The sequence below is a fragment of the Blastococcus sp. SYSU D00922 genome (assembly GCF_054050495.1).
In genome coordinates this window covers 97,524-114,497 of the sequence record NZ_JBJGZL010000011.1, presented here as the reverse complement: position 1 = coordinate 114,497, position 16,974 = coordinate 97,524, and the positions used below count along the sequence as shown (strand labels likewise).

General features: G+C 74.8%; 18 protein-coding genes. 6 read left to right on the top strand and 12 right to left on the bottom strand.

Going from position 1 to position 16,974, the window contains the following annotated elements; genetic code table 11:
* Positions 1-21 precede the first annotated feature (21 nt).
* The 5 genes from moeZ to ACI78T_RS15940 form a co-directional block, all read right to left on the bottom strand.
* The gene (gene moeZ / locus ACI78T_RS15960; RefSeq protein ID WP_456559098.1) at positions 22-1,182 is read right to left on the bottom strand and encodes an adenylyltransferase/sulfurtransferase MoeZ; all 1,161 of its coding nucleotides are present in this window, start codon (positions 1,180-1,182) and stop codon (positions 22-24) included.
* Positions 1,183-1,278: 96 nt separating this feature from the next.
* Positions 1,279-2,919 (bottom strand): hypothetical protein, encoded by a 1,641-nt coding sequence (locus ACI78T_RS15955; protein WP_456559097.1) that lies wholly within the window; start codon positions 2,917-2,919, stop codon positions 1,279-1,281.
* Entirely contained in the window at positions 2,916-3,824 is a 909-nt protein-coding gene (locus tag ACI78T_RS15950) for an ATP-binding cassette domain-containing protein (RefSeq protein WP_456559096.1), read from the bottom strand. The genes ACI78T_RS15955 and ACI78T_RS15950 overlap by 4 nt, the downstream gene beginning before the upstream one ends.
* A 105-nt stretch (positions 3,825-3,929) precedes the next feature.
* Entirely contained in the window at positions 3,930-4,835 is a 906-nt protein-coding gene (locus ACI78T_RS15945; RefSeq protein WP_456559095.1) for a DUF3152 domain-containing protein, read from the bottom strand.
* Between the two features lie 159 nt (positions 4,836-4,994).
* Positions 4,995-6,035: an alpha/beta fold hydrolase gene (locus ACI78T_RS15940; RefSeq protein ID WP_456559094.1), complete on the bottom strand. Its 1,041-nt coding sequence runs from the start codon at positions 6,033-6,035 to the stop codon at positions 4,995-4,997.
* Positions 6,036-6,129: 94 nt separating this feature from the next.
* Here ACI78T_RS15940 and ACI78T_RS15935 point away from each other — a divergent pair, with 94 nt between their 5' ends.
* On the top strand, positions 6,130-6,774 hold the full coding sequence (locus tag ACI78T_RS15935) for a TetR/AcrR family transcriptional regulator (RefSeq protein ID WP_456559093.1): 645 nt from the start codon (positions 6,130-6,132) through the stop codon (positions 6,772-6,774).
* A gap of 96 nt (positions 6,775-6,870) precedes the next feature.
* The gene (locus ACI78T_RS15930) at positions 6,871-7,107 is read left to right on the top strand and encodes a DUF3107 domain-containing protein (protein ID WP_456559092.1); all 237 of its coding nucleotides are present in this window, start codon (positions 6,871-6,873) and stop codon (positions 7,105-7,107) included.
* Between the two features lie 118 nt (positions 7,108-7,225).
* On the opposite strand, the gene ACI78T_RS15925 is transcribed toward ACI78T_RS15930, so the two are convergent.
* Positions 7,226-7,888, bottom strand: a complete 663-nt coding sequence (locus ACI78T_RS15925) for an SDR family oxidoreductase (RefSeq protein WP_456559091.1) — start codon at positions 7,886-7,888, stop codon at positions 7,226-7,228.
* A gap of 10 nt (positions 7,889-7,898) precedes the next feature.
* Positions 7,899-8,552: a ferritin-like fold-containing protein gene (locus ACI78T_RS15920; protein ID WP_456559090.1), complete on the bottom strand. Its 654-nt coding sequence runs from the start codon at positions 8,550-8,552 to the stop codon at positions 7,899-7,901.
* Positions 8,553-8,684: 132 nt separating this feature from the next.
* Here ACI78T_RS15920 and ACI78T_RS15915 point away from each other — a divergent pair, with 132 nt between their 5' ends.
* The 4 genes from ACI78T_RS15915 to ACI78T_RS15900 are packed head-to-tail and all read left to right on the top strand — an operon-like array spanning position 8,685 to position 13,535.
* Entirely contained in the window at positions 8,685-10,553 is a 1,869-nt protein-coding gene (locus ACI78T_RS15915; protein ID WP_456559089.1) for a DEAD/DEAH box helicase, read from the top strand.
* A gap of 14 nt (positions 10,554-10,567) precedes the next feature.
* Positions 10,568-11,716, top strand: a complete 1,149-nt coding sequence (locus tag ACI78T_RS15910) for an outer membrane protein assembly factor BamB family protein (protein WP_456559088.1) — start codon at positions 10,568-10,570, stop codon at positions 11,714-11,716.
* Positions 11,717-11,760: 44 nt separating this feature from the next.
* Entirely contained in the window at positions 11,761-12,678 is a 918-nt protein-coding gene (locus ACI78T_RS15905; RefSeq protein ID WP_456559087.1) for an alpha/beta fold hydrolase, read from the top strand.
* A complete protein-coding gene (locus ACI78T_RS15900; RefSeq protein ID WP_456559086.1) occupies positions 12,675-13,535 on the top strand; it encodes an oxygenase MpaB family protein in 861 nt (286 codons plus the stop codon). Before ACI78T_RS15905 ends, ACI78T_RS15900 begins: the two co-directional genes overlap by 4 nt.
* On the opposite strand, the gene ACI78T_RS15895 is transcribed toward ACI78T_RS15900, so the two are convergent.
* From ACI78T_RS15895 to ACI78T_RS15875, 5 genes are all read right to left on the bottom strand, one after another.
* Positions 13,532-14,401, bottom strand: a complete 870-nt coding sequence (locus ACI78T_RS15895) for a RecB family exonuclease (protein ID WP_456559085.1) — start codon at positions 14,399-14,401, stop codon at positions 13,532-13,534. The two genes, ACI78T_RS15900 and ACI78T_RS15895, sit on opposite strands and share 4 nt — an antisense overlap.
* A gap of 37 nt (positions 14,402-14,438) precedes the next feature.
* Entirely contained in the window at positions 14,439-15,296 is an 858-nt protein-coding gene (locus tag ACI78T_RS15890) for a PHP domain-containing protein (protein WP_456559084.1), read from the bottom strand.
* 22 nt (positions 15,297-15,318) lie between these two features.
* Positions 15,319-15,969 carry a PH domain-containing protein gene (locus ACI78T_RS15885; RefSeq protein ID WP_456559083.1) on the bottom strand — a complete coding sequence of 217 codons (651 nt, stop codon included), beginning with the start codon at positions 15,967-15,969 and terminating at the stop codon, positions 15,319-15,321.
* Positions 15,970-15,981: 12 nt separating this feature from the next.
* Positions 15,982-16,140: a hypothetical protein gene (locus tag ACI78T_RS15880; protein ID WP_164704629.1), complete on the bottom strand. Its 159-nt coding sequence runs from the start codon at positions 16,138-16,140 to the stop codon at positions 15,982-15,984.
* A gap of 164 nt (positions 16,141-16,304) precedes the next feature.
* A complete protein-coding gene (locus ACI78T_RS15875) occupies positions 16,305-16,928 on the bottom strand; it encodes a DUF6758 family protein (protein WP_456559082.1) in 624 nt (207 codons plus the stop codon).
* Positions 16,929-16,974: the final 46 nt, after the last annotated feature.

Here is a 16,974-nt window from a genome sequence, read left to right as displayed (position 1 = left end):
CCGGGCCGTCGGCCGACTGCGTCAGTAGGTGGGCAGCGCCTTGTCGATGCGGGTCGCCCACGCCGTCACGCCGCCCTGGACGTGCACCGCGTCCTTGAAGCCGGCGTTCTTCACCGCGGCCAGCACCTCGGCGGAACGGACGCCGGTCTTGCAGTGCAGCACGATCGGCTTGTCGTTCGGCAGCTCGGCCAGCGCGCGGCCCGAGAGGATCTCGTCCTTGGGGATCAGCTTGGCCCCCGGGATGGAGACGATCTCGTACTCGTTCGGCTCGCGGACGTCGATCAGCTCGAAGTCCTTGCCCGCGTCCATCATGTCCTTGAGCTCGTCGACGGTGATCGTCGAGCCGGCGGCGGCCTCCTGGGCCTCGACCGAGACGACGCCGCAGAAGGCCTCGTAGTCGATGAGCCCGGTGATCGGCTCGGCCTCGGGGTCCTTGCGCACCTTGATCGTGCGGAAGGTCATCTCCAGGGCGTCGTAGACCATGAGCCGGCCGAGCAGCGTCTCGCCGATGCCGGTGATCAGCTTGACCGCCTCGGTCGCCTGGATGGCACCGATCGTGGCGCAGAGGACGCCGAGCACGCCGCCCTCGGCGCAGCTCGGCACCATGCCGGGCGGCGGCGGGACCGGGTAGAGGTCGCGGTAGTTCGGGCCGTGCTCGTTCCAGAAGACCGAGACCTGGCCGTCGAACCGGTAGATCGAGCCCCACACATAGGGCTTGTTCAGCAGCACGCACGCGTCGTTGACCAGGTAGCGCGTGGCGAAGTTGTCGGTGCCGTCGACGATCAGGTCGTACTGGCTGAAGATGTCGAGCACGTTGTCGCTGTCCAGCCGCGTCTCGTGCAGGCGGACGTCGATCAGCGGGTTGATCTCCTTGATGGAGTCGCGCGCGCTCTCGGCCTTGGACCGGCCGACATCGGACTGCCCGTGGATGATCTGGCGCTGCAGGTTGGACTCGTCGACGGTGTCGAACTCGACGATGCCGAGCGTTCCGACACCGGCCGCGGCCAGGTACATCAGCACGGGCGACCCGAGGCCACCGGCGCCGACGGCGAGCACCTTGGCGTTCTTCAGTCGCTTCTGCCCGTCCATCCCGACGTCCGGGATGATCAGGTGGCGGCTGTAGCGGCGGACCTCCTCGATGGACAGGTCGGCGGCGGGCTCCACCAGCGGTGGCAGGGACACGGATTGCTCCTCGGGTCGATCGACAACGGCCCGCGGGGGCCGGCGTTCACGCGGATAACAGCGTGGCACGCGGACCGATTCCCGCCCGCGCCGAGGTCAGCCGCCGAGGTCCCGACGGCCGTACCGCGCGACCCCCGCCACCGCGAGCAGTGCCGCGACAACAGTCATGCCCACGGCACCGCCCACGTCCCACGGTTCGGCCGGGACGGCGGAGAGGTGGGCGAACGGGGAGATGTCCCGCACCCACTCCGGCCAGCGGAAGGAGTCGGCCAGCACGAGCAGCAGGTAGCCGCCCGCCGCCGGGAGCACGCCGATGCCCAGCACGGCCGACGGTGCCCAGCCCAGCGCCGCCAGTGCCGCCCCGAGGCACAGGAGCGCCACCGGGAGGACGCTCGCTGCTCCGCGCACGGCCTCTCCAGGGCCCAGCCCGGCCTCGACCCACGCGGCGCCCGTCCAGGTGGCGAGCCCGGTCACGACGGCGAGCAGCACGAGCGCTCCGCACACGGCCGCGGTCTCGGTGGCCACCCACCGGACCCGGCTCACCGGCGCGGCGTAGAGCAGGTTCAGGCGGCCCGCGTGCTCGTCGGCCGCGGTGGTCGCGACCCGCGTCGCCGCGAAGGCGCCGAGCGGGATGGCGAGCAGGGCGAACATCGCCGACGCGTAGCCCTGCACCGATCCCAGCTGCGCGAAGCCGGCCTGGGCCGCCAGCTCGGCGAAGGCCGCGTTCTCCCGGAGGAAGTCGATCATCGCCGTGGTCAGCAGCCCGATCAGCAGGAAGTAGGCGACCAGCCCGGCCCCCCAGACCGACACGGGACGCCGCAGCCGGTGGACCGCGAGACCGGGCAGGGTGCGCACCAGCCGGCTCGCCCTGCGGCGGATGTCGCGGCCGCGCAGCCTGCCGAGGCCGACGTCGCGGCCGCGGGCCAGCACGGCGGCACCGGCCCCTGCGAGCACCACCATGGCCAGCAGGACCAGGAGCGGCAGCGGCCGGTCCGCCGCGAACGGCCCGACGCGGCCCAGCAGCCCGAACGGGCTGAGCCACTGCGCCCACGCCAGGGCCTCCACCCCGTCGGCCACCATGCGGACCAGCAGCGCGCCGAGGACGACGGCCACGGCCAGGTTCGAGGCAGTCCGCCGCTCGGGTGCCAGCTGCGCCGCCAGCACCCCCAGCGCGGCGCCGGTCATGCCGATCCCCGCGAGCGCCGCGCCGAAGAGGACCGCGCCGGTGGACGCGGCGCCGGCCAGCAGCAGACCCGCGGCGGCGGCCAGCCCGGGCAGGGCCGCGGCCACGAGGAGGACGGCGAGGTGCCGCGCCACGACTGCCGGGAGCGAGAGCCGCCCGGCCAGCAGCAGGTCCCAGCGCCCGGCCTCCTCCTCGGCGCGGGTGATCCGCGTCCCGGTCAGCGCCGCCCACACGCCCACGAGGACGCCGAGCACGGTCCCGAGGCGCCAGACGGTGAACCCGCCCGGGTCGTCGAGCGCGACGGCAGGCCCGAAGAGGGTGCGGATGGCCGGGTTGTCGGCGAGCGCACCCAGCGAGGCGGCGCCGATGGTCCCCTCGAAGGTCGAGCGGTACTGGACGGCGACGAACGCCGGCAGCGCCCCGGCCAGCACCGTCACGACCGCCGTCCCCCGCCGCACCTGCCGGAGCGCGACGCGGGAGACGAGCCGGCCGGGGGCACGGAACGGTTGGGGCGCCGGGAGGAGCGGTGGCCGCCGGGCGGTCGTCGCCGTCATGCCGGCACCTCGCCGTAGTAGTCCAGGAAGATCTCCTCGAGCGAGGGCTCGCGGACGTCGATCCGGAGGACGTCGGCGTCGGCCAGGGCGCGCAGGACCCGGGCGGGTGGGCCGACGAGCGCGAGCGTCAGCTGCAGGTCGGACGTCCAGCGCAGGTCCGCCACCTCACCCAGGTCCGCCAGCCGCCCGAGCTCCGGCGCCGGGCGCCCGAGGTCGACGACGACCTCCGACCGGCGGAGCCGCCGGAGGTCCTCGAGGCCGGCCACCTCCACGAGCCGCCCCTGCCGCAGGATGCCGACGCGCGTGCAGACCGCCTCGACCTCGGCCAGCTGGTGCGAGCTGAGGAAGACCGACTGCCCCCGGTCGGCCGCCTCGGCGATGCAGCGGCGGAACTCCCGCTCCATCAGGGGATCGAGACCGCTGGTGGGCTCGTCGAGGATCAGCAGCGGCGCCCGGGTGGCGAACGCGGCAATCAGGGCCACCTTCTGGCGGTTGCCGGTGGAGTACGTGCGGGCACGGCGGCCCGGTTCCAGCGCGAAGCGGGCGACCAGCTCCTCGCGGTAGGCGAGGTCGGTGCCGGGGCCGACGCCGGCGAGCAGGTCGAGGCACTCCTGCCCGGTCATGGACGGCCACAGGGCGACGTCGGCGGGCACGTAGGCGAGGTGCCGGTGGGCCCGTTCGACGTCGCCGGCGCCCTCGCCGAAGATCCAGGCCGCGCCGCCCGTCGGCCGCAGCAGGCCCAGCACCATGCGGATCGTCGTCGACTTGCCGGCCCCGTTGGGGCCGAGGAAGCCGAAGACCTCGCCGGGAGGGATGGTCAGGTCGAGGCCGTCGACGGCGAGGGTGGGACCGAAGCGCTTGGTGAGCTGCTCGGTGCGCAGCGCGGGAGGGGACGTGGTGGACATGGCACTCCGCTCGCAGCCGGGAACTCGACTGCCGACCAGGCTTCCCGGCGCACCGGAGACGACGCTAGACCCGCTCTTCCCGGTCGGCCAGGACTTCCGGACTGCTCAGGGGTAGGGCCAGGCGTTCTTCGCGCAGCCCTCGAGGCCGAGCGTCTGCTGCTGCATGACCGGCGCGAGCTGGCCGGCGCCGGGGCAGTCCTGGTGGCCGTTGCCGAGGGCGTGCCCGACCTCGTGGTTGACCACGTAGAGCCGGTAGGTGGCGACGTCGCCCTCGTAGTCGGGGACGGCGGTGGCCCAGCGCGCCAGGTTGATCACGGCGCGGTTGCCGTAGCGGCAGGAGGTGTAGCCGCCGGTGCCGACCCCCGGGCAGTAGGTCTCCATGCTGCCGGGGCTGACCAGGCTCACCTTGAAGTCGAACTGGCCGGCCGCGGCCTCGGCGCGACCGACCCGCTGGAACGACATGCGCCCGCCGCTCCCCCACGACCGCGGGTCGCCGAGGGTGGCCTCGACCGCCTGCGCGAACGGCAGGCCGGCGACCCCGATGCCGTCCTCGACCTCGACGATGAACCGCTGCAGCGGGCCGGTGCCGTAGACGGCGGACGTGCCGTCGACGACGGTGAGCGACCCGGCACCCTGCTCCACGTAGCTCTCGACACCGACTGTCGCGGGCGCCTCCGTGGGAGCGACGTCCCCTTCCGCGGGCGCCACGGGCGTGGTCGCGCCGGCCGGCGGGCTGGCCGTCGCGGGGGCGAGCTCCGACGCCGCCGTGCTCGACGGCGCAGCGGCGCCGGTGCCACCGGAGGGCGCGAGAGGGGAGCTGAGGGCCAGGTCGACGAGCGTGACGATCGTGGCGACGGTCAGCAGCGGGATGGCGTACGCGCGCCAGCCGTAGCGCTGCACGAAGCGGCGCAGGCGGCCGGACGGCGGCCGCACCGGTTGCCGGGGCCGCCTCGGCCGGTCGAGGTCCACCCGGGCGACCAGCGGCCGGCCCGGTCGATCGGCGGTCCGCACGGGGGCGCGGGGCGGGATCGCCCGCGATGGCGGCGGGGGCGGCGGCACCGGTCGGCCTGGGCGCGCGGCACCGGGGCGACCAGCCGAGGGACGGCCGTCCCCCGGACGTCCTCCCACTGGCCGCACTCGTGCTCCTCGTCGTCCTCCGGTGTCAGTTCCTCAGCGTCTCACGCTGCGTGGCGTGTCGACAGCAGCCAGCGGTTCCTGCCTCATCGACGTCGTCTCCACCAGGCCCAGCACCGCTCGGGCAGTGGCCTCCGGAGCTTCCAGCATGGCGACGTGCCCGACCCGCTCCAGCACCTCGAGCCGGGCGTCGGGGATGGCCGCGGCGAGCCGCGGGGCCATCGCGGGGTCGACCAGCTTGTCGCGTGCGCCCCAGAGCACCAGCGTCGGCACCCGCAGCGTGCGCGCCGCACGCCAGGCGTTGGCCGCACCGACCCGCAGGTACGAGGTGATCAGCCCGCGCATGCTGCGGGTCAGCGCGTGGTCGGCCCACGGCTGCGCCGCCCGCTCGCGCATCTCCTGGACCGCCTGCTCGATCCGCTCCGGCGGCACCGCGCGCGGCTCCCCGAAGCACATCCGGATCATCGCCCGCACGCTCTCCTCCGGCGTGATGGCACCCATCCGCCGGGCAGCGAGGGAGGGCACCCCGGGCACGAGGAGGAGCAGCAGGGCACGGCTGAACGCGGGTGGAACGCGGTAGACCGGCATGGCCGGTGAGACGAGGGTCAGCGTGGCCACCAGGTCGGGACGGCGAGAGGCGACCAGCAGGCTGACCAGCCCGCCGAGCGAGTTCCCCAGCAGGTGCACCGGCCGCCCCTGCGCCTCGCCGGGCTGGGCCACGACGTGCTCGAGGACGTCGACGACGGCCCGCACGTGCCCGCGGATCGAGTACCGGCCGCGCGGCGGGGGCTGGGACCGGCCGAAACCGGGCAGGTCCACGGCCCACCCGTCGAACCGGACCGCGAGCAGCGCCGCCAGGTCGGTCCAGTTGGTCGACGCGCCCCCCAGGCCGTGGACGTAGACCGCCCTCCCCCGGGGACCCTCCGCGCCGTCGACCGGACCCGTCCAGGGGGTGCGGCGCACGAACACCTCACCGCCGCGAACGGGAAGCTGCTCCCCGGGCCACGGCGGGACGAGCGAGGTGAGCGTGGGCAGCGGGGTGGCCGACGGGCGGGCGACCGGGACATCGGCCGTCACGACGTCGGGCGACGGGCCTCGGACATCCATTCGACGGTAATCCCCGCCCGTCCGGCATGCGGTTCGGGAACCCGCCGGTAACATCCCGTTCGTCATGCAGCCGCCTCGTCCCGCCGCCGTGAACAACAACCGGCGCACGTCCCGCCTCCCCCGGGGTGCCCGGCGCCTGCAGCTGCTGCGCGCCGCGCAGGACGTGTTCGTCGCCCAGGGCTTCCACGCCGCCGCGATGGACGACATCGCCGACCGGGCCGGCGTCAGCAAGCCGGTGCTGTACCAGCACTTCCCGGGCAAGCGTGAGCTCTACCTGGCCCTCCTCGAGGAGCACGTCTCCGAGCTGGCCGACCGCGTCGCCGAGGCGATGGGCGGCACCGAGGACAACCGGGCCCGCGTGGACGGCGCCGTCGGCGCGTACTTCGACTTCATCGACGCCGAGGGCGAGGCCTTCCGCCTCGTCTTCGAGTCCGACCTGCGCAACGACGCCGACGTCCGGGCGATCGTCGACCGGGGCACCGGCGCCTGCGTGGAGGCCATCGCCGAGGTGATCGCGGCCGACACCGGCCTCGACCCCGAGCGGGCGCTGCTGCTCGCCTCCGGGCTGACCGGCCTGTCGGAGACGAGCGCCCGCTGGTGGCTGCCGCGCAAGGGCACCGTCTCCCGCGACGAGGCGGTGGCGCTCGTGTCGGCGCTGGCCTGGCGCGGCATCTCCGGATTCCCCCGCGTCGAGGGCGACCCGCACTGACCCGCGTTCGCTGACGGCGCATCCCGACGGCGGGCCGCCCGGCGCCCGGCTGGGCTAGCGTGGTGGGCAGTCGCGAACCGAGGAGGCATCGCCCACGTGGAAGTCAAGATCGGCGTCCAGCACTCCCCCCGGGAGCTGGTCATCGACAGCCCCAAGACCCCCGATGAGATCGAGAAGGACGTCGCCGCGGCCATGTCCGGCTCGAACAAGGACGGCCTGCTGACCCTGGTCGACGAGCGGGGTCGTCGCGTCGTCGTCCCGGTCGACCGGATCGCCTACGTCGAGATCGCCCAGGCGGACCAGCGCCGCGTGGGCTTCATCGCCGGCGCGTAGCACCAACATCCGTGCCCTTCGGCGCGGGGGCCGGAGGCCTCCCGCCGGAGGGCACTGGCGCGCTCAGGGCAGGTCGGGGACGCTTCGTGGCCGCGGTGCGGTCCGAAGGATCGCGATGTCATCTCAGCTCGACGACGGTCCGCCACTGCTCGCGCGGGCCGGCGGTCTCGGCGACCAGCTCGGCGTAGAGCCCGGCGACGCGGTCGGGCGAGATCTGCCGGTCCTTCCCCACCAGCCCGCGGACGGTCACCGTCGCCACGTGGATGCCCTCGGGCGCCAGCGCCCGCGCCTGCACCTCCGCCAGCGCCCGCAGCGCCGCCTTCTGCACGCCGAGGCTGGCCATGGACGGGATCGGCCGGTCCGCGGAGCCGCCGCCGGTGACCAGCACGGTTCCGGAGCCGCGTTCCCGCATCCCGGGCAGCACCGCGCGGACCGCCGTCTGCAGGCCGACGGCACCGGACGCCAGGTCGGCGAGCAGCTCCTCCGGGGAGAGGTCCGGGACGGCGACCTCACGGCCCACCGACACGTTGTAGAGCAGGACGTCGACCGGCCCGAACTGCTGCACGAGGGCCTCGACCGCGACGGTGAGCGAGCGCGGGTCGCCGGCGTCGGCGCCGGCCCACTCCACGCGCGCGACCGACTGCCGGAGCTCCGCGCCCAGCCCGGAGAGCGCGCCCTGCCGGCGGCCGATCAGGCCGACGGCGTAGCCCTCCGCGCCGAGGCGGCGGGCGGTCGCGGCGGAGATGCCGGGGCCGGCCCCGACGACGAGCAGATGCGGCACGGGACTCCGTTCAGGGGTTGAGGCCCAGGGCCTTCATCCGCTTGGTGTGGGCACTGGTGATCCGGTCGATGAGCTTCGCGACGCCGGACAGGTCCCCGGTGCCGGCGATGATGAGCTCGGCCAGCCCGTCGTGCTCGGCGATGACCGCCTGCGACTGGCTCATCGCCTCCCCCACGAGCCGCCGTCCCCACAGCGACAGCCGGCCGGGCAGCTTGCGGTCGGCCTGGATGGCCGCGCGCACCTCGCGGACGGCGAAGTCGGCGTGGCCGGTGTCGGCGAGCACCTCGAGGACGAGCGCGCGGTCGGGGTCGGGCAGGAACGCGGCGATCTCGCGGTAGAAGTCGGTGGCCAGCCCGTCACCGACGTAGGCCTTGACCAGGCCCTCGAGCCAGGTGCTGGGCCGGGTGCTCTCGTGGAAGGCGTCCAGCGCGCGGACGAACGGCGCCATGGCCTGCGACGGGTCGGCACCCAGCTGCTCCAGGCGCTCGACGAGCCGGCAGTGGTGGCCGATCTCGGCGGCCGCCATCTTCGCCAGCGCCGCCCGGCCGGTGAGGGTGGGCGCGAGCCGGGCGTCCTCCGCCAGCCGGTCGAAGGCGGTGAGCTCGGCGTAGGCGAGCGCACCCAGCAGGTCCACGACGGCACTGCTGTCGACCGGGGTCGTCACACGCATCTCCTGGGGTCCACGGGTTCGGGACGCCGGTCGCAGCGGGTGGCGCAGCTCACCCCGACAGCGCGGCGGGCCGAGGCTAACGGGTGCCCGCGCTACCATGGGAATCGGTGCACCCCCGGGTGCGCTGTGTATCTGTGCGCTGACGACCGCTGGACGACGCCCTCCGGGGCCGTCTCCCGGGCCGATCTCGAACACGCCCGGTTCTGCTGGCTGCGTTGGCGCTGGAACCGATCCCGCGACCACCACCGGGACGGGACCGCTGCGACGAGCGCCGCGGACCTCTCCCCCAGCAGACCAGAGGCGAGAGCACTGACCTCCACCGAGAACACCCCCACCCCCGAATCCACCGAGGCCACCCCCGAGGCCGTCGCCCTCGAGCACGCCGAGACCGGTGCGCCGGCTCCCGAGGAGCTCGAGCAGCAGGTCGAGGAGCTCGGCGGCGCGCCCGTCGCCAGCGACAGCCCGCTGTTCAGCGACTTCGACGTGCACCCCGACATCGTCGCCGCGCTGGCCGACGCCGGGATCACCCGCACCTTCGCCATCCAGGAGCTCACGCTCCCCCTTGCGCTGGCCGGCAACGACCTCATCGGCCAGGCGCGCACCGGCACCGGCAAGACCCTGGGCTTCGGCGTCCCGCTGCTGACCCGCGTGACGCCCCCGAGCGAGGGCGCCGACGGCGTCCCGCAGGCACTCGTCGTCGTCCCGACCCGCGAGCTGTGCGTCCAGGTCGCCCGCGACCTCGGCACCGCCGGCGCCAAGCGGGGCATCCGAGTGCAGGCCATCTACGGTGGCCGCGCCTTCGAGCCGCAGGTCTCCGCGCTGCAGTCCGGCGTCGAGGTCGTCGTCGGCACCCCCGGCCGGCTGCTCGACCTGGCCCAGCAGGGCCACCTGATCCTCGGCAAGGTCAAGGTGCTCGTCCTCGACGAGGCCGACGAGATGCTCGACCTGGGGTTCCTGCCCGACATCGAGCGGATCCTGGCCATGGTCCCGGACAAGCGGCAGACCATGCTGTTCTCGGCCACCATGCCCGGCCCGATCGTCACTCTGTCCCGGTCGTTCATGACCCAGCCGACCCACATCCGGGCGCACGGCAACGACGAGGGCTCGACCGTCCCGCAGACGACGCAGTTCATCTACCGGGCGCACAACCTGGACAAGCCCGAGCTGCTGTCCCGCGTGCTGCAGGCCCGCGGTCGCGGCCTGGCGATGATCTTCTGCCGCACGAAGCGGACGGCGCAGAAGGTCGCCGACGAGCTGGTCGAGCGCGGGTTCGCCGCCGCGGCCGTGCACGGCGACCTCGGCCAGGGCGCCCGTGAGCAGGCCCTGCGCGCCTTCCGCAGCGGCAAGGTCGACGTCCTCGTCGCCACCGACGTCGCCGCCCGCGGCATCGACGTCACCGGCGTGACCCACGTCGTGAACTACCAGTGCCCCGAGGACGAGAAGACCTACGTGCACCGGATCGGCCGCACCGGCCGCGCCGGCTCCACGGGTGTCGCCGTCACGCTGGTCGACTGGGACGACATCCCCCGGTGGCAGCTGATCAACAAGGCGCTGGACCTCGACTTCGCCGACCCGCCGGAGACCTACTCCACCTCGAAGTGGGTCTACACCGACCTCGACGTGCCGGAGACGGCGACGGGCCGTCTCCCCCGCTCGCAGCGCACCCGCGAGGGGCTCGAGGCGGAGACGATCGAGGACCTCGGCGAGACCGGCAAGCGCAACCGGCCCGCCTCCGGCGGCCGTGACTCCGGTGGCCGTGGCGACTCGCGCGGCCCCTCGGGCGGCCGCTCCGGGGACGGCGAGCAGGGTGGCGGCAAGAGCCGTCCGCGTCGCCGCACGCGCGGCGGCGGCGGGTCGTCCGCCGGTCAGGCCGACTCCGCGTCCGGTCCGGCGTCGGAGTCCGCTCCCTCCGAGGGCACGACCACCCGGCCCCGGCGTCGTCGCCGCCGCGGTGGCGCCAACCGCGGTGGTGGCGGCTCCGAGTCCGCCGCCTGATCCTCCCGGTCGCCGTGTCCGCACTCCGCCTCCCGCCGCTGCCGGTCTGGGTGTGGGCCGCGGCCACCCTGGCGCTGCTGCTCGTCGCGACCCTGCTCTGGCGGGGCTCCGACGCGGCCGCCACGGAGAGCACCACCGCCCCACCGGCCGACGTCCCCACCGGGACGCCGGCCGGTGCCGTCTCGCAGGCGTGGTCCGCCCAGGGCGGCCCCCTGCCCGAGGTGGTGCTGGCCGAGGGCCGGGTCGTCGTGGGCTCCGAGCACGGGGTCCGCGCGCTCGACCCGGTCACCGGTGACGAGGCGTGGCACTACACGCGCTCGAACGCCCGGATGTGCGGCGTGACGGCCACCGACGGGGTCGTGGTCGCGGTGTTCGCCACCGAGGACCGGTGCGACGAGGCCGTGGCCCTGCGTGCCGGGACCGGGGTGCGCGCCTGGACCCGGAGCCTGAGCCTCGCCGGCGACGCCGTCCTGGACTCGACCGCGTCCATCGTGCTGGCCAGCAACCGGACCGGCGTGCTGACGCTGGACCCCCGCGGCAACAACATCCGCTGGCGGTACGCCGCGCCGGGGAGCTGCCGGCTGCTCGGGGCCGACGCGGGGAGCACCGGCGTCGTCGTCCTGCAGCGCTGCTCCGACAGTGGGCAGGTGCAGGTGAGGCTGCTCGACGGCTTCGCCGGGTCGCCGAACTGGAGCCGCGACCTGCCCGTCGCCGAGGGCGCCGACGTGCGCCTGCTCGGCGCCGACGGCGCAGTCACCGTGCTCGTCGGGGACGAGGTGCAGACCCTCGCCGGTCCGGACGGGGCGGAGCTGGGTCGGCTGCCCGTGCCGGCCGACGTCACCGACGTGGAGCAGGTGAGCGTCGGGACCGTGTCCCTGGTCCGCATCGGCGGCACGGTCACGGCGCTGGACACCGCCTCGGGGGCCTTCCTGTGGGAGGCCCCGGCGATCGGCCTACCGGTGGGGAGCCCGCCGCCCAAGGACCCCGCCCGTCCGCCGGCGCTGGTGCTCCCCGATGCCGACGGCTTCTCCTTCCGGGATCCGTTCACGGGCACCGAGTCGGCGCGCTCCGCCGTCGCCGATCTCCCCCCGGCGGGCACCGCCTCGGCGATCGGAACCGTGGTCCTGCTGCGGCTCGACGACCGGGTGCTCGGCTACCGCTGAGCCCACCGGTGCACGGCGCACCGGGACGAGGTTCACTGGGGACCATGGTCATGCCCGGCGGCACCCGCGACACGGTGTCCCTCGCCATCGCCCCCGACGACCTGCGGCAGCTCGCCGAGCACGACGCCGAGCACCGCACCTTCCCGGGACGCGCGGGCCCGCTCGCCGCCCTCGACACCGGCGGTGCGTCGGTGCGCGGCACGGCGCTGATGGTCGCCGGCTACACCGGCAGCAAGGAGGACTTCGCGCCCCTGCTCCGGCCGCTCGCCGAGGCCGGCTACCGGGTCGTCGCGATGGACCAGCGCGGGCAGTTCGAGTCGCCCGGGCCCGACGACCCGGCCGCCTACTCGGTCGAGGAGCTCGGCCTCGACGTCGTCGCCGTCGCGCGGATCCTGCGCGAGGAGTCCGGCGAGCCCCTGCACCTGCTCGGCCACAGCTTCGGCGGCCTCGTCACCCGGGCCGCGGTGCTCGCCGCACCGGAGCTGTTCCGCTCGTTCACGCTGCTCGGCTCGGGTCCGTCGAAGCTGGGTGGCGGGCGCGCGGAGCTGCTCGACCACCTCGGCCCCCTGCTGGACGCCGGCGGCGTGAAGCTGGTGCACGAGACGCTCGAGCAGGTCGCGATGACCGACCCCAAGGCGCAGCTGGTGCCCGCGCAGACTCGTGAGTTCTACTCGCGCCGGTTCCTGGCCAACGCCGAGGCCGGGCTGCGCGGGATGGCCGACGCGATGCTGAACGAGCCCGACCGGGTCGCCGAGCTCGCCGCCGTCGGGCTGCCGGTGCTCGTGGCGCACGGCGAGGCGGACGACGCCTGGCTGCCGCACGTGCAGGAGGACATGGCGCAGCGCCTCGGCGCCCGGCACGAGGTCATCCTCAACTCGATCCACTCCCCCGCCGTCGAGAACCCGCCGCGCACCACGGAGGTGCTGCTCGACTTCTGGGCCGGCGCCTCCGCGGCGTCGTGACCCCGCTGCCGTCCGGCTGGACGGACGAGGAGGACCGGCTCGGCTTCTTCGGCCCGGACAGCGTCAGCTGGCGGGTCCACTCCGACCCGTCCTTCTCCGTCGGCGGCCTGCGGGCCCTGCTGCTGCAGGCCCTGCACCCGGTCGCGATGGACGGCGTCGCGCGGTTCTCCGGCGGCTTCCGCGACGAGCCGTGGCCGCGGCTCATCCGGACGGCCACCTACGTCGACACCCTCACCTTCGGCACCCGCACGGAGGCGGTGCGGGCGGTGGCGCGCGTGCGCGGCATCCACCGCCGCCTCGGGGCCACCGAGGAGACGACGGGGCGCACCTACCGGGTCGACGACGCCGACCTGCTGCTGTGGGTGCACTGCTGCGAGGTGGACTCGCTGCTGAGCTGCGCGCGCCGGGCCGGGGTGCCGCTGACCGACGAGGAGGCCGACCGGTACGTCGCCGAGCAGGTGACGGCGGCGGAGCTGATCGGCGTCCCGCGGGACGACGTGCCCGGCTCGGTGGCCGCGCTGGCGGCCTACTTCGAGGCCGTTCGGCCGCAGCTGGCGGTGACCGCCGCCGCTCGGGACGCTTTCCGCCTGATCACCGTGCCCCCGATGCCGACCTGGGTGCGGTACCTGACGCCGGCGCAGGGCGCCTGGGGTGGGCTGGCGGCGCTCTCCGTGGCGCTGCTGCCCCAGTGGGCGCGCCAGATGTACTCACTGCCGGGCCTCGGCCTGACCGACGCTGCGGCGACCGGCGCGCTCAAGGCGTTCCGGCAGGCGCTGCTCCGGCTGCCCCAGCGCGCGCAGCGGTCGCCGATCGTCTGGGGCGGCTGGGAGCGCGTGGCGGACGAGCCCGCCGCCTAGGGCGCGGGCGCCGGGTCCTCCTCCGCCAGGAAGCTCCACGTCTCGCGGGCGGGGACGGCGGCCTGGCCCGTCGGGCAGCTGGACCGGAAGTCGCACCAGCCGCACTGCTGGCCGGGGACCGCCGGGAACGCCGCGTCCGGGTCCTCCCCCGCGGTCATGCGCTCGGTGGCCGCGGTGATGTCGACCGCGATGTCCTCGGCCCGCCGGACGTGGTTGGCCAGCGACCTGTCGGTGTGCTCGAACGCCGCGACGGTGCCGCTGGGGACGTGGTGCAGCTCGACGCGGCTGCACGGACGGCGCAGCGTGCGGCGGACGGCCAGCACGTAGAGGGCCAGCGCCTGCGACCCGCGTGCCTCGTCGTCGGTGCTGGGCACCCGCCCGGTCTTGTAGTCGACGACGACGAGTTCCTCGCCGCGTTCGTCGATCCGGTCGACCCGGCCCGACAGGGTCATCCGCTCGGTCATCGTGCTGACCGTGCGCTCACGAGCTCGAGGCTCGTCGGTGGGGTCGAGCTCGGCGACGTAGTCGGTCAGCCAGCCCGCCGCCCGGGCTCGCCAGCGGTCGGACTGCTCGTCGTCCCGGAACCCGGCCGGCGACCAGGCCGCGTACAGCAGCTGCCTCGCGGCCCCCGGCGTGCGGCGCTCGACCGGGAGGTCCCACCACGACGACAGCACCTGGTGCAGCGCCGTCCCGACCGTGTGGTGGGCGAAGCGCGGACCGCGCGGCGGGGACGGCCGGTCGATGTTGGCGTAGCGGTAGCGGCGCGGGCAGTCGGAGAAGTCGGCCAGCGACCGGGGCGAGGCGCGCAGCAGCCGCTTGGGCATGCCGGGCAGGACCGCCTGCCCGCCGTCGGTCGGGTTGCGCATGGCCGCCACGGTAGCCGCGGGGTACGACGCTTCCCGGTCAGTCGCGGAACGGCGCGCTGCCCGTCCCCGCGGCCAACAGCGCCTCGAGCTGGTCGGGGTCGGTGGTGCAGGCGCCGATCGGGGTGACCTTGTTGGTGCCGTGGTAGTCGCTGGACCCGGTGGTGATCAGGCCGAGGTCGTCGGCCAGCCCCCGGAGGTGCGCCCGTTCCTCCTCGGAGTGGTCGGGGTGGTCGACCTCCAGGCCGAGCAGCCCCGCCTCCGCCATCGCGGCGATCGCGTCGTCGCCGACGACGCGACCCCGCTTGGTGGCGAGCCCGTGCGCGAAGACCGGGACCCCGCCGGCGGCCCGCACGAGGGCGATCCCCTCCCGCACGTCGGTGTCGGCCTTGGCCACGTAGTACGGGCTGCGGTGGTGCAGCAGGGTCGCGAAGGCGTGGTCGACGGAGTCCGCGGCCCCGGCCTCCACCAGCGCGCGGGCGATGTGCGGCCGGCCGACGACACCGCCCTCGGACTTCTCGACGATCCGGTCCCACGAGATGCCGTAGCCGGCCGCCGCGAGCGCCGCGACGATGCGCTCCCCACGCTCGAGCCGCTCGTCCCGCAGCCGCGCCCGCTCGGCGGCGAACCCGGGGTGCGTGGGCTCGAACAGGTAGGCGAGCAGGTGGACGCTGATCGGCGGCTGGTCGTCGGGGAACCACCGGCAGGACAGCTCCATGCCGGGGACGACGGTGAGCCCGGCCGGGCGCGCCGCCTCGGCGAGCGACCAGCCGGCGGTCGTGTCGTGGTCGGTCAGGGCGACCACGTCGAGACCGGCGGCGCGGGCGGTGGCGAGCAGCTCCGCCGGGGTGTCGGTGCCGTCGGACACCGAGGAGTGGGTGTGCAGGTCGATCCGCATCACGGCCCAGCCTGCCGCACGCTCACGTGACGCGCGGGATGGGCTCGGTGTCCTGGCGGCCGCCCTCGTTCGGTGGGCGGGGTGGCGGGGGCGGTTCGGGGTTGCCCTCGTCGTCGCCCATGGAGGCGGCGCCCCCGCCGCCTCCGCCGCCGCCCCAGTCGCTGCTGAACAGCAGCGCGCTGACCCGGCGGTAGAGGACGTCGGCGCCGGGCAGGAAGGTGATCTCCGAGAGCGCCTGCTGCTGGCCGGCGGACTCGAACCGGAAGGTCCCGTAGCCGAGCACCTGCCCCAGCAGGGTCTCCTTCCAGGTCAGGTCGGTGATGCGCCGCAGCGGCAGCAGGGTGACCGTGCGCACGATGACGCCCGAGGTCAGCAGGACGCGGCGGGTGCTGACGATGAAGTGCCGCATCCACCACTCGCCCACGCGCAGCCCGTAGTAGACGAGCGCCGCGACGATCACGAGGAGCCCGGCGGAGCTGGTCACCCGGTTCTCCGGGTCGAAGAGCAGCAGCCAGGCCCCGGCGACGAAGACGGGGAGGAACTTGACCGTCGGCTCGATGAGCACCGCCCAGTGCCGGCGGGTGGCGACCACCGCCGTCTCGTCGGGCAGGAGGTACTTCTCGACGTCCTTGCTCGCCCGCGGAGGGAGATCCAGGGGCGTGGGTCCGCTCACGCCGTCAGCGGATCAGACGAGGGACCCGACGAACTGGGCCAGGGACGACGCCGCGTCGCCCAGCGCCTGACCGGCGTTGCGCACCAGCGCGGCGGACTGCTCGGGGGCCTGGATGACGTAGAAGACGACGAATGCGACGACCAACCAGGTGACGACCTTCTTGAGGTTCACCGCCACCTCCACGGGTGCGCTCGGGCGGGCAGGCTCGGGGGCTTCGGGCCTGCGGGGTACAGGGTCCACCGAACTGCGGCGGACTGCTTCGTCCCATGGGTAACAGATGCCCCACCGGTCGCACCGGCGACGCGCCGATCATGATGCGGACCGGTCGGGTCCGGTCACCGACCCGGCAGCAGGTGCTCGCTCGGCGGGCCGAGCGGGAGGTCGGGGTAGATGCGGTCGCGCAGGTCGATCAGCTCGAGCTGCTCGGCCAGCAGCCAGGCGGCGTTCATCGGCCACATGACCAGCCACAGCCACACGCCGTAGGCCTCGCCCACGAACGCGGCCCGGTCGTCGGTGGTGGGCACCGCCCACAGCGGGGCGTGCTGGCCGGCCGCCTTCACGTCGACCGACGACGGCCCCTCGATGACGTCACCCGGGTCCAGCCCCGGCAGGCCCGCGTACCCGCAGCCCACGCCGGTGCCCGGCTCCTCCGCGACGAGGACCAGTTCGGCCGACCCGCCCAGCGGCGCCGGGCCCGCGGTGTCCACGACGATCGCCCGGGCGCCCGGCTCCCCGCCCCACGCCAGCCCGGTCACCGACCAGCCGGCGGGCATGGGGTCGGGCACCCACGCCGGCACCCGGGCGTCGGCGGTGACGGCGGAGATGGCGTCGTGCGCGACCAGGACGGTGTGGTGCAGCGGCGTGACGGCGCCGTGCGTGTGGCACCACGCCCTCGCCGTCGACGCCGGGCGGACCACCAGTTCCTCGCCGCATCGGGGGCAGACCGGCGAGACGCTCATCGGACATCACGGTCGCGGGACCGTCGCCGCTCGTCAAGCCGTGCTG

Bases quoted from the DNA above. Each gene is read 5' to 3' on its own strand.
- ACI78T_RS15955 (WP_456559097.1), bottom strand. From the start codon at position 2,919: ATGACGGCGACGACCGCCCGGCGGCCACCGCTCCTCCCGGCGCCCCAA.
- ACI78T_RS15950 (WP_456559096.1), bottom strand. From the start codon at position 3,824: ATGTCCACCACGTCCCCTCCCGCGCTGCGCACCGAGCAGCTCACCAAG.
- ACI78T_RS15935 (WP_456559093.1), top strand. From the start codon at position 6,130: ATGCAGCCGCCTCGTCCCGCCGCCGTGAACAACAACCGGCGCACGTCC.
- ACI78T_RS15905 (WP_456559087.1), top strand. From the start codon at position 11,761: ATGGTCATGCCCGGCGGCACCCGCGACACGGTGTCCCTCGCCATCGCC.
- ACI78T_RS15895 (WP_456559085.1), bottom strand. From the start codon at position 14,401: ATGCGCAACCCGACCGACGGCGGGCAGGCGGTCCTGCCCGGCATGCCC.
- ACI78T_RS15890 (WP_456559084.1), bottom strand. From the start codon at position 15,296: ATGCGGATCGACCTGCACACCCACTCCTCGGTGTCCGACGGCACCGAC.
- ACI78T_RS15875 (WP_456559082.1), bottom strand. From the start codon at position 16,928: ATGAGCGTCTCGCCGGTCTGCCCCCGATGCGGCGAGGAACTGGTGGTC.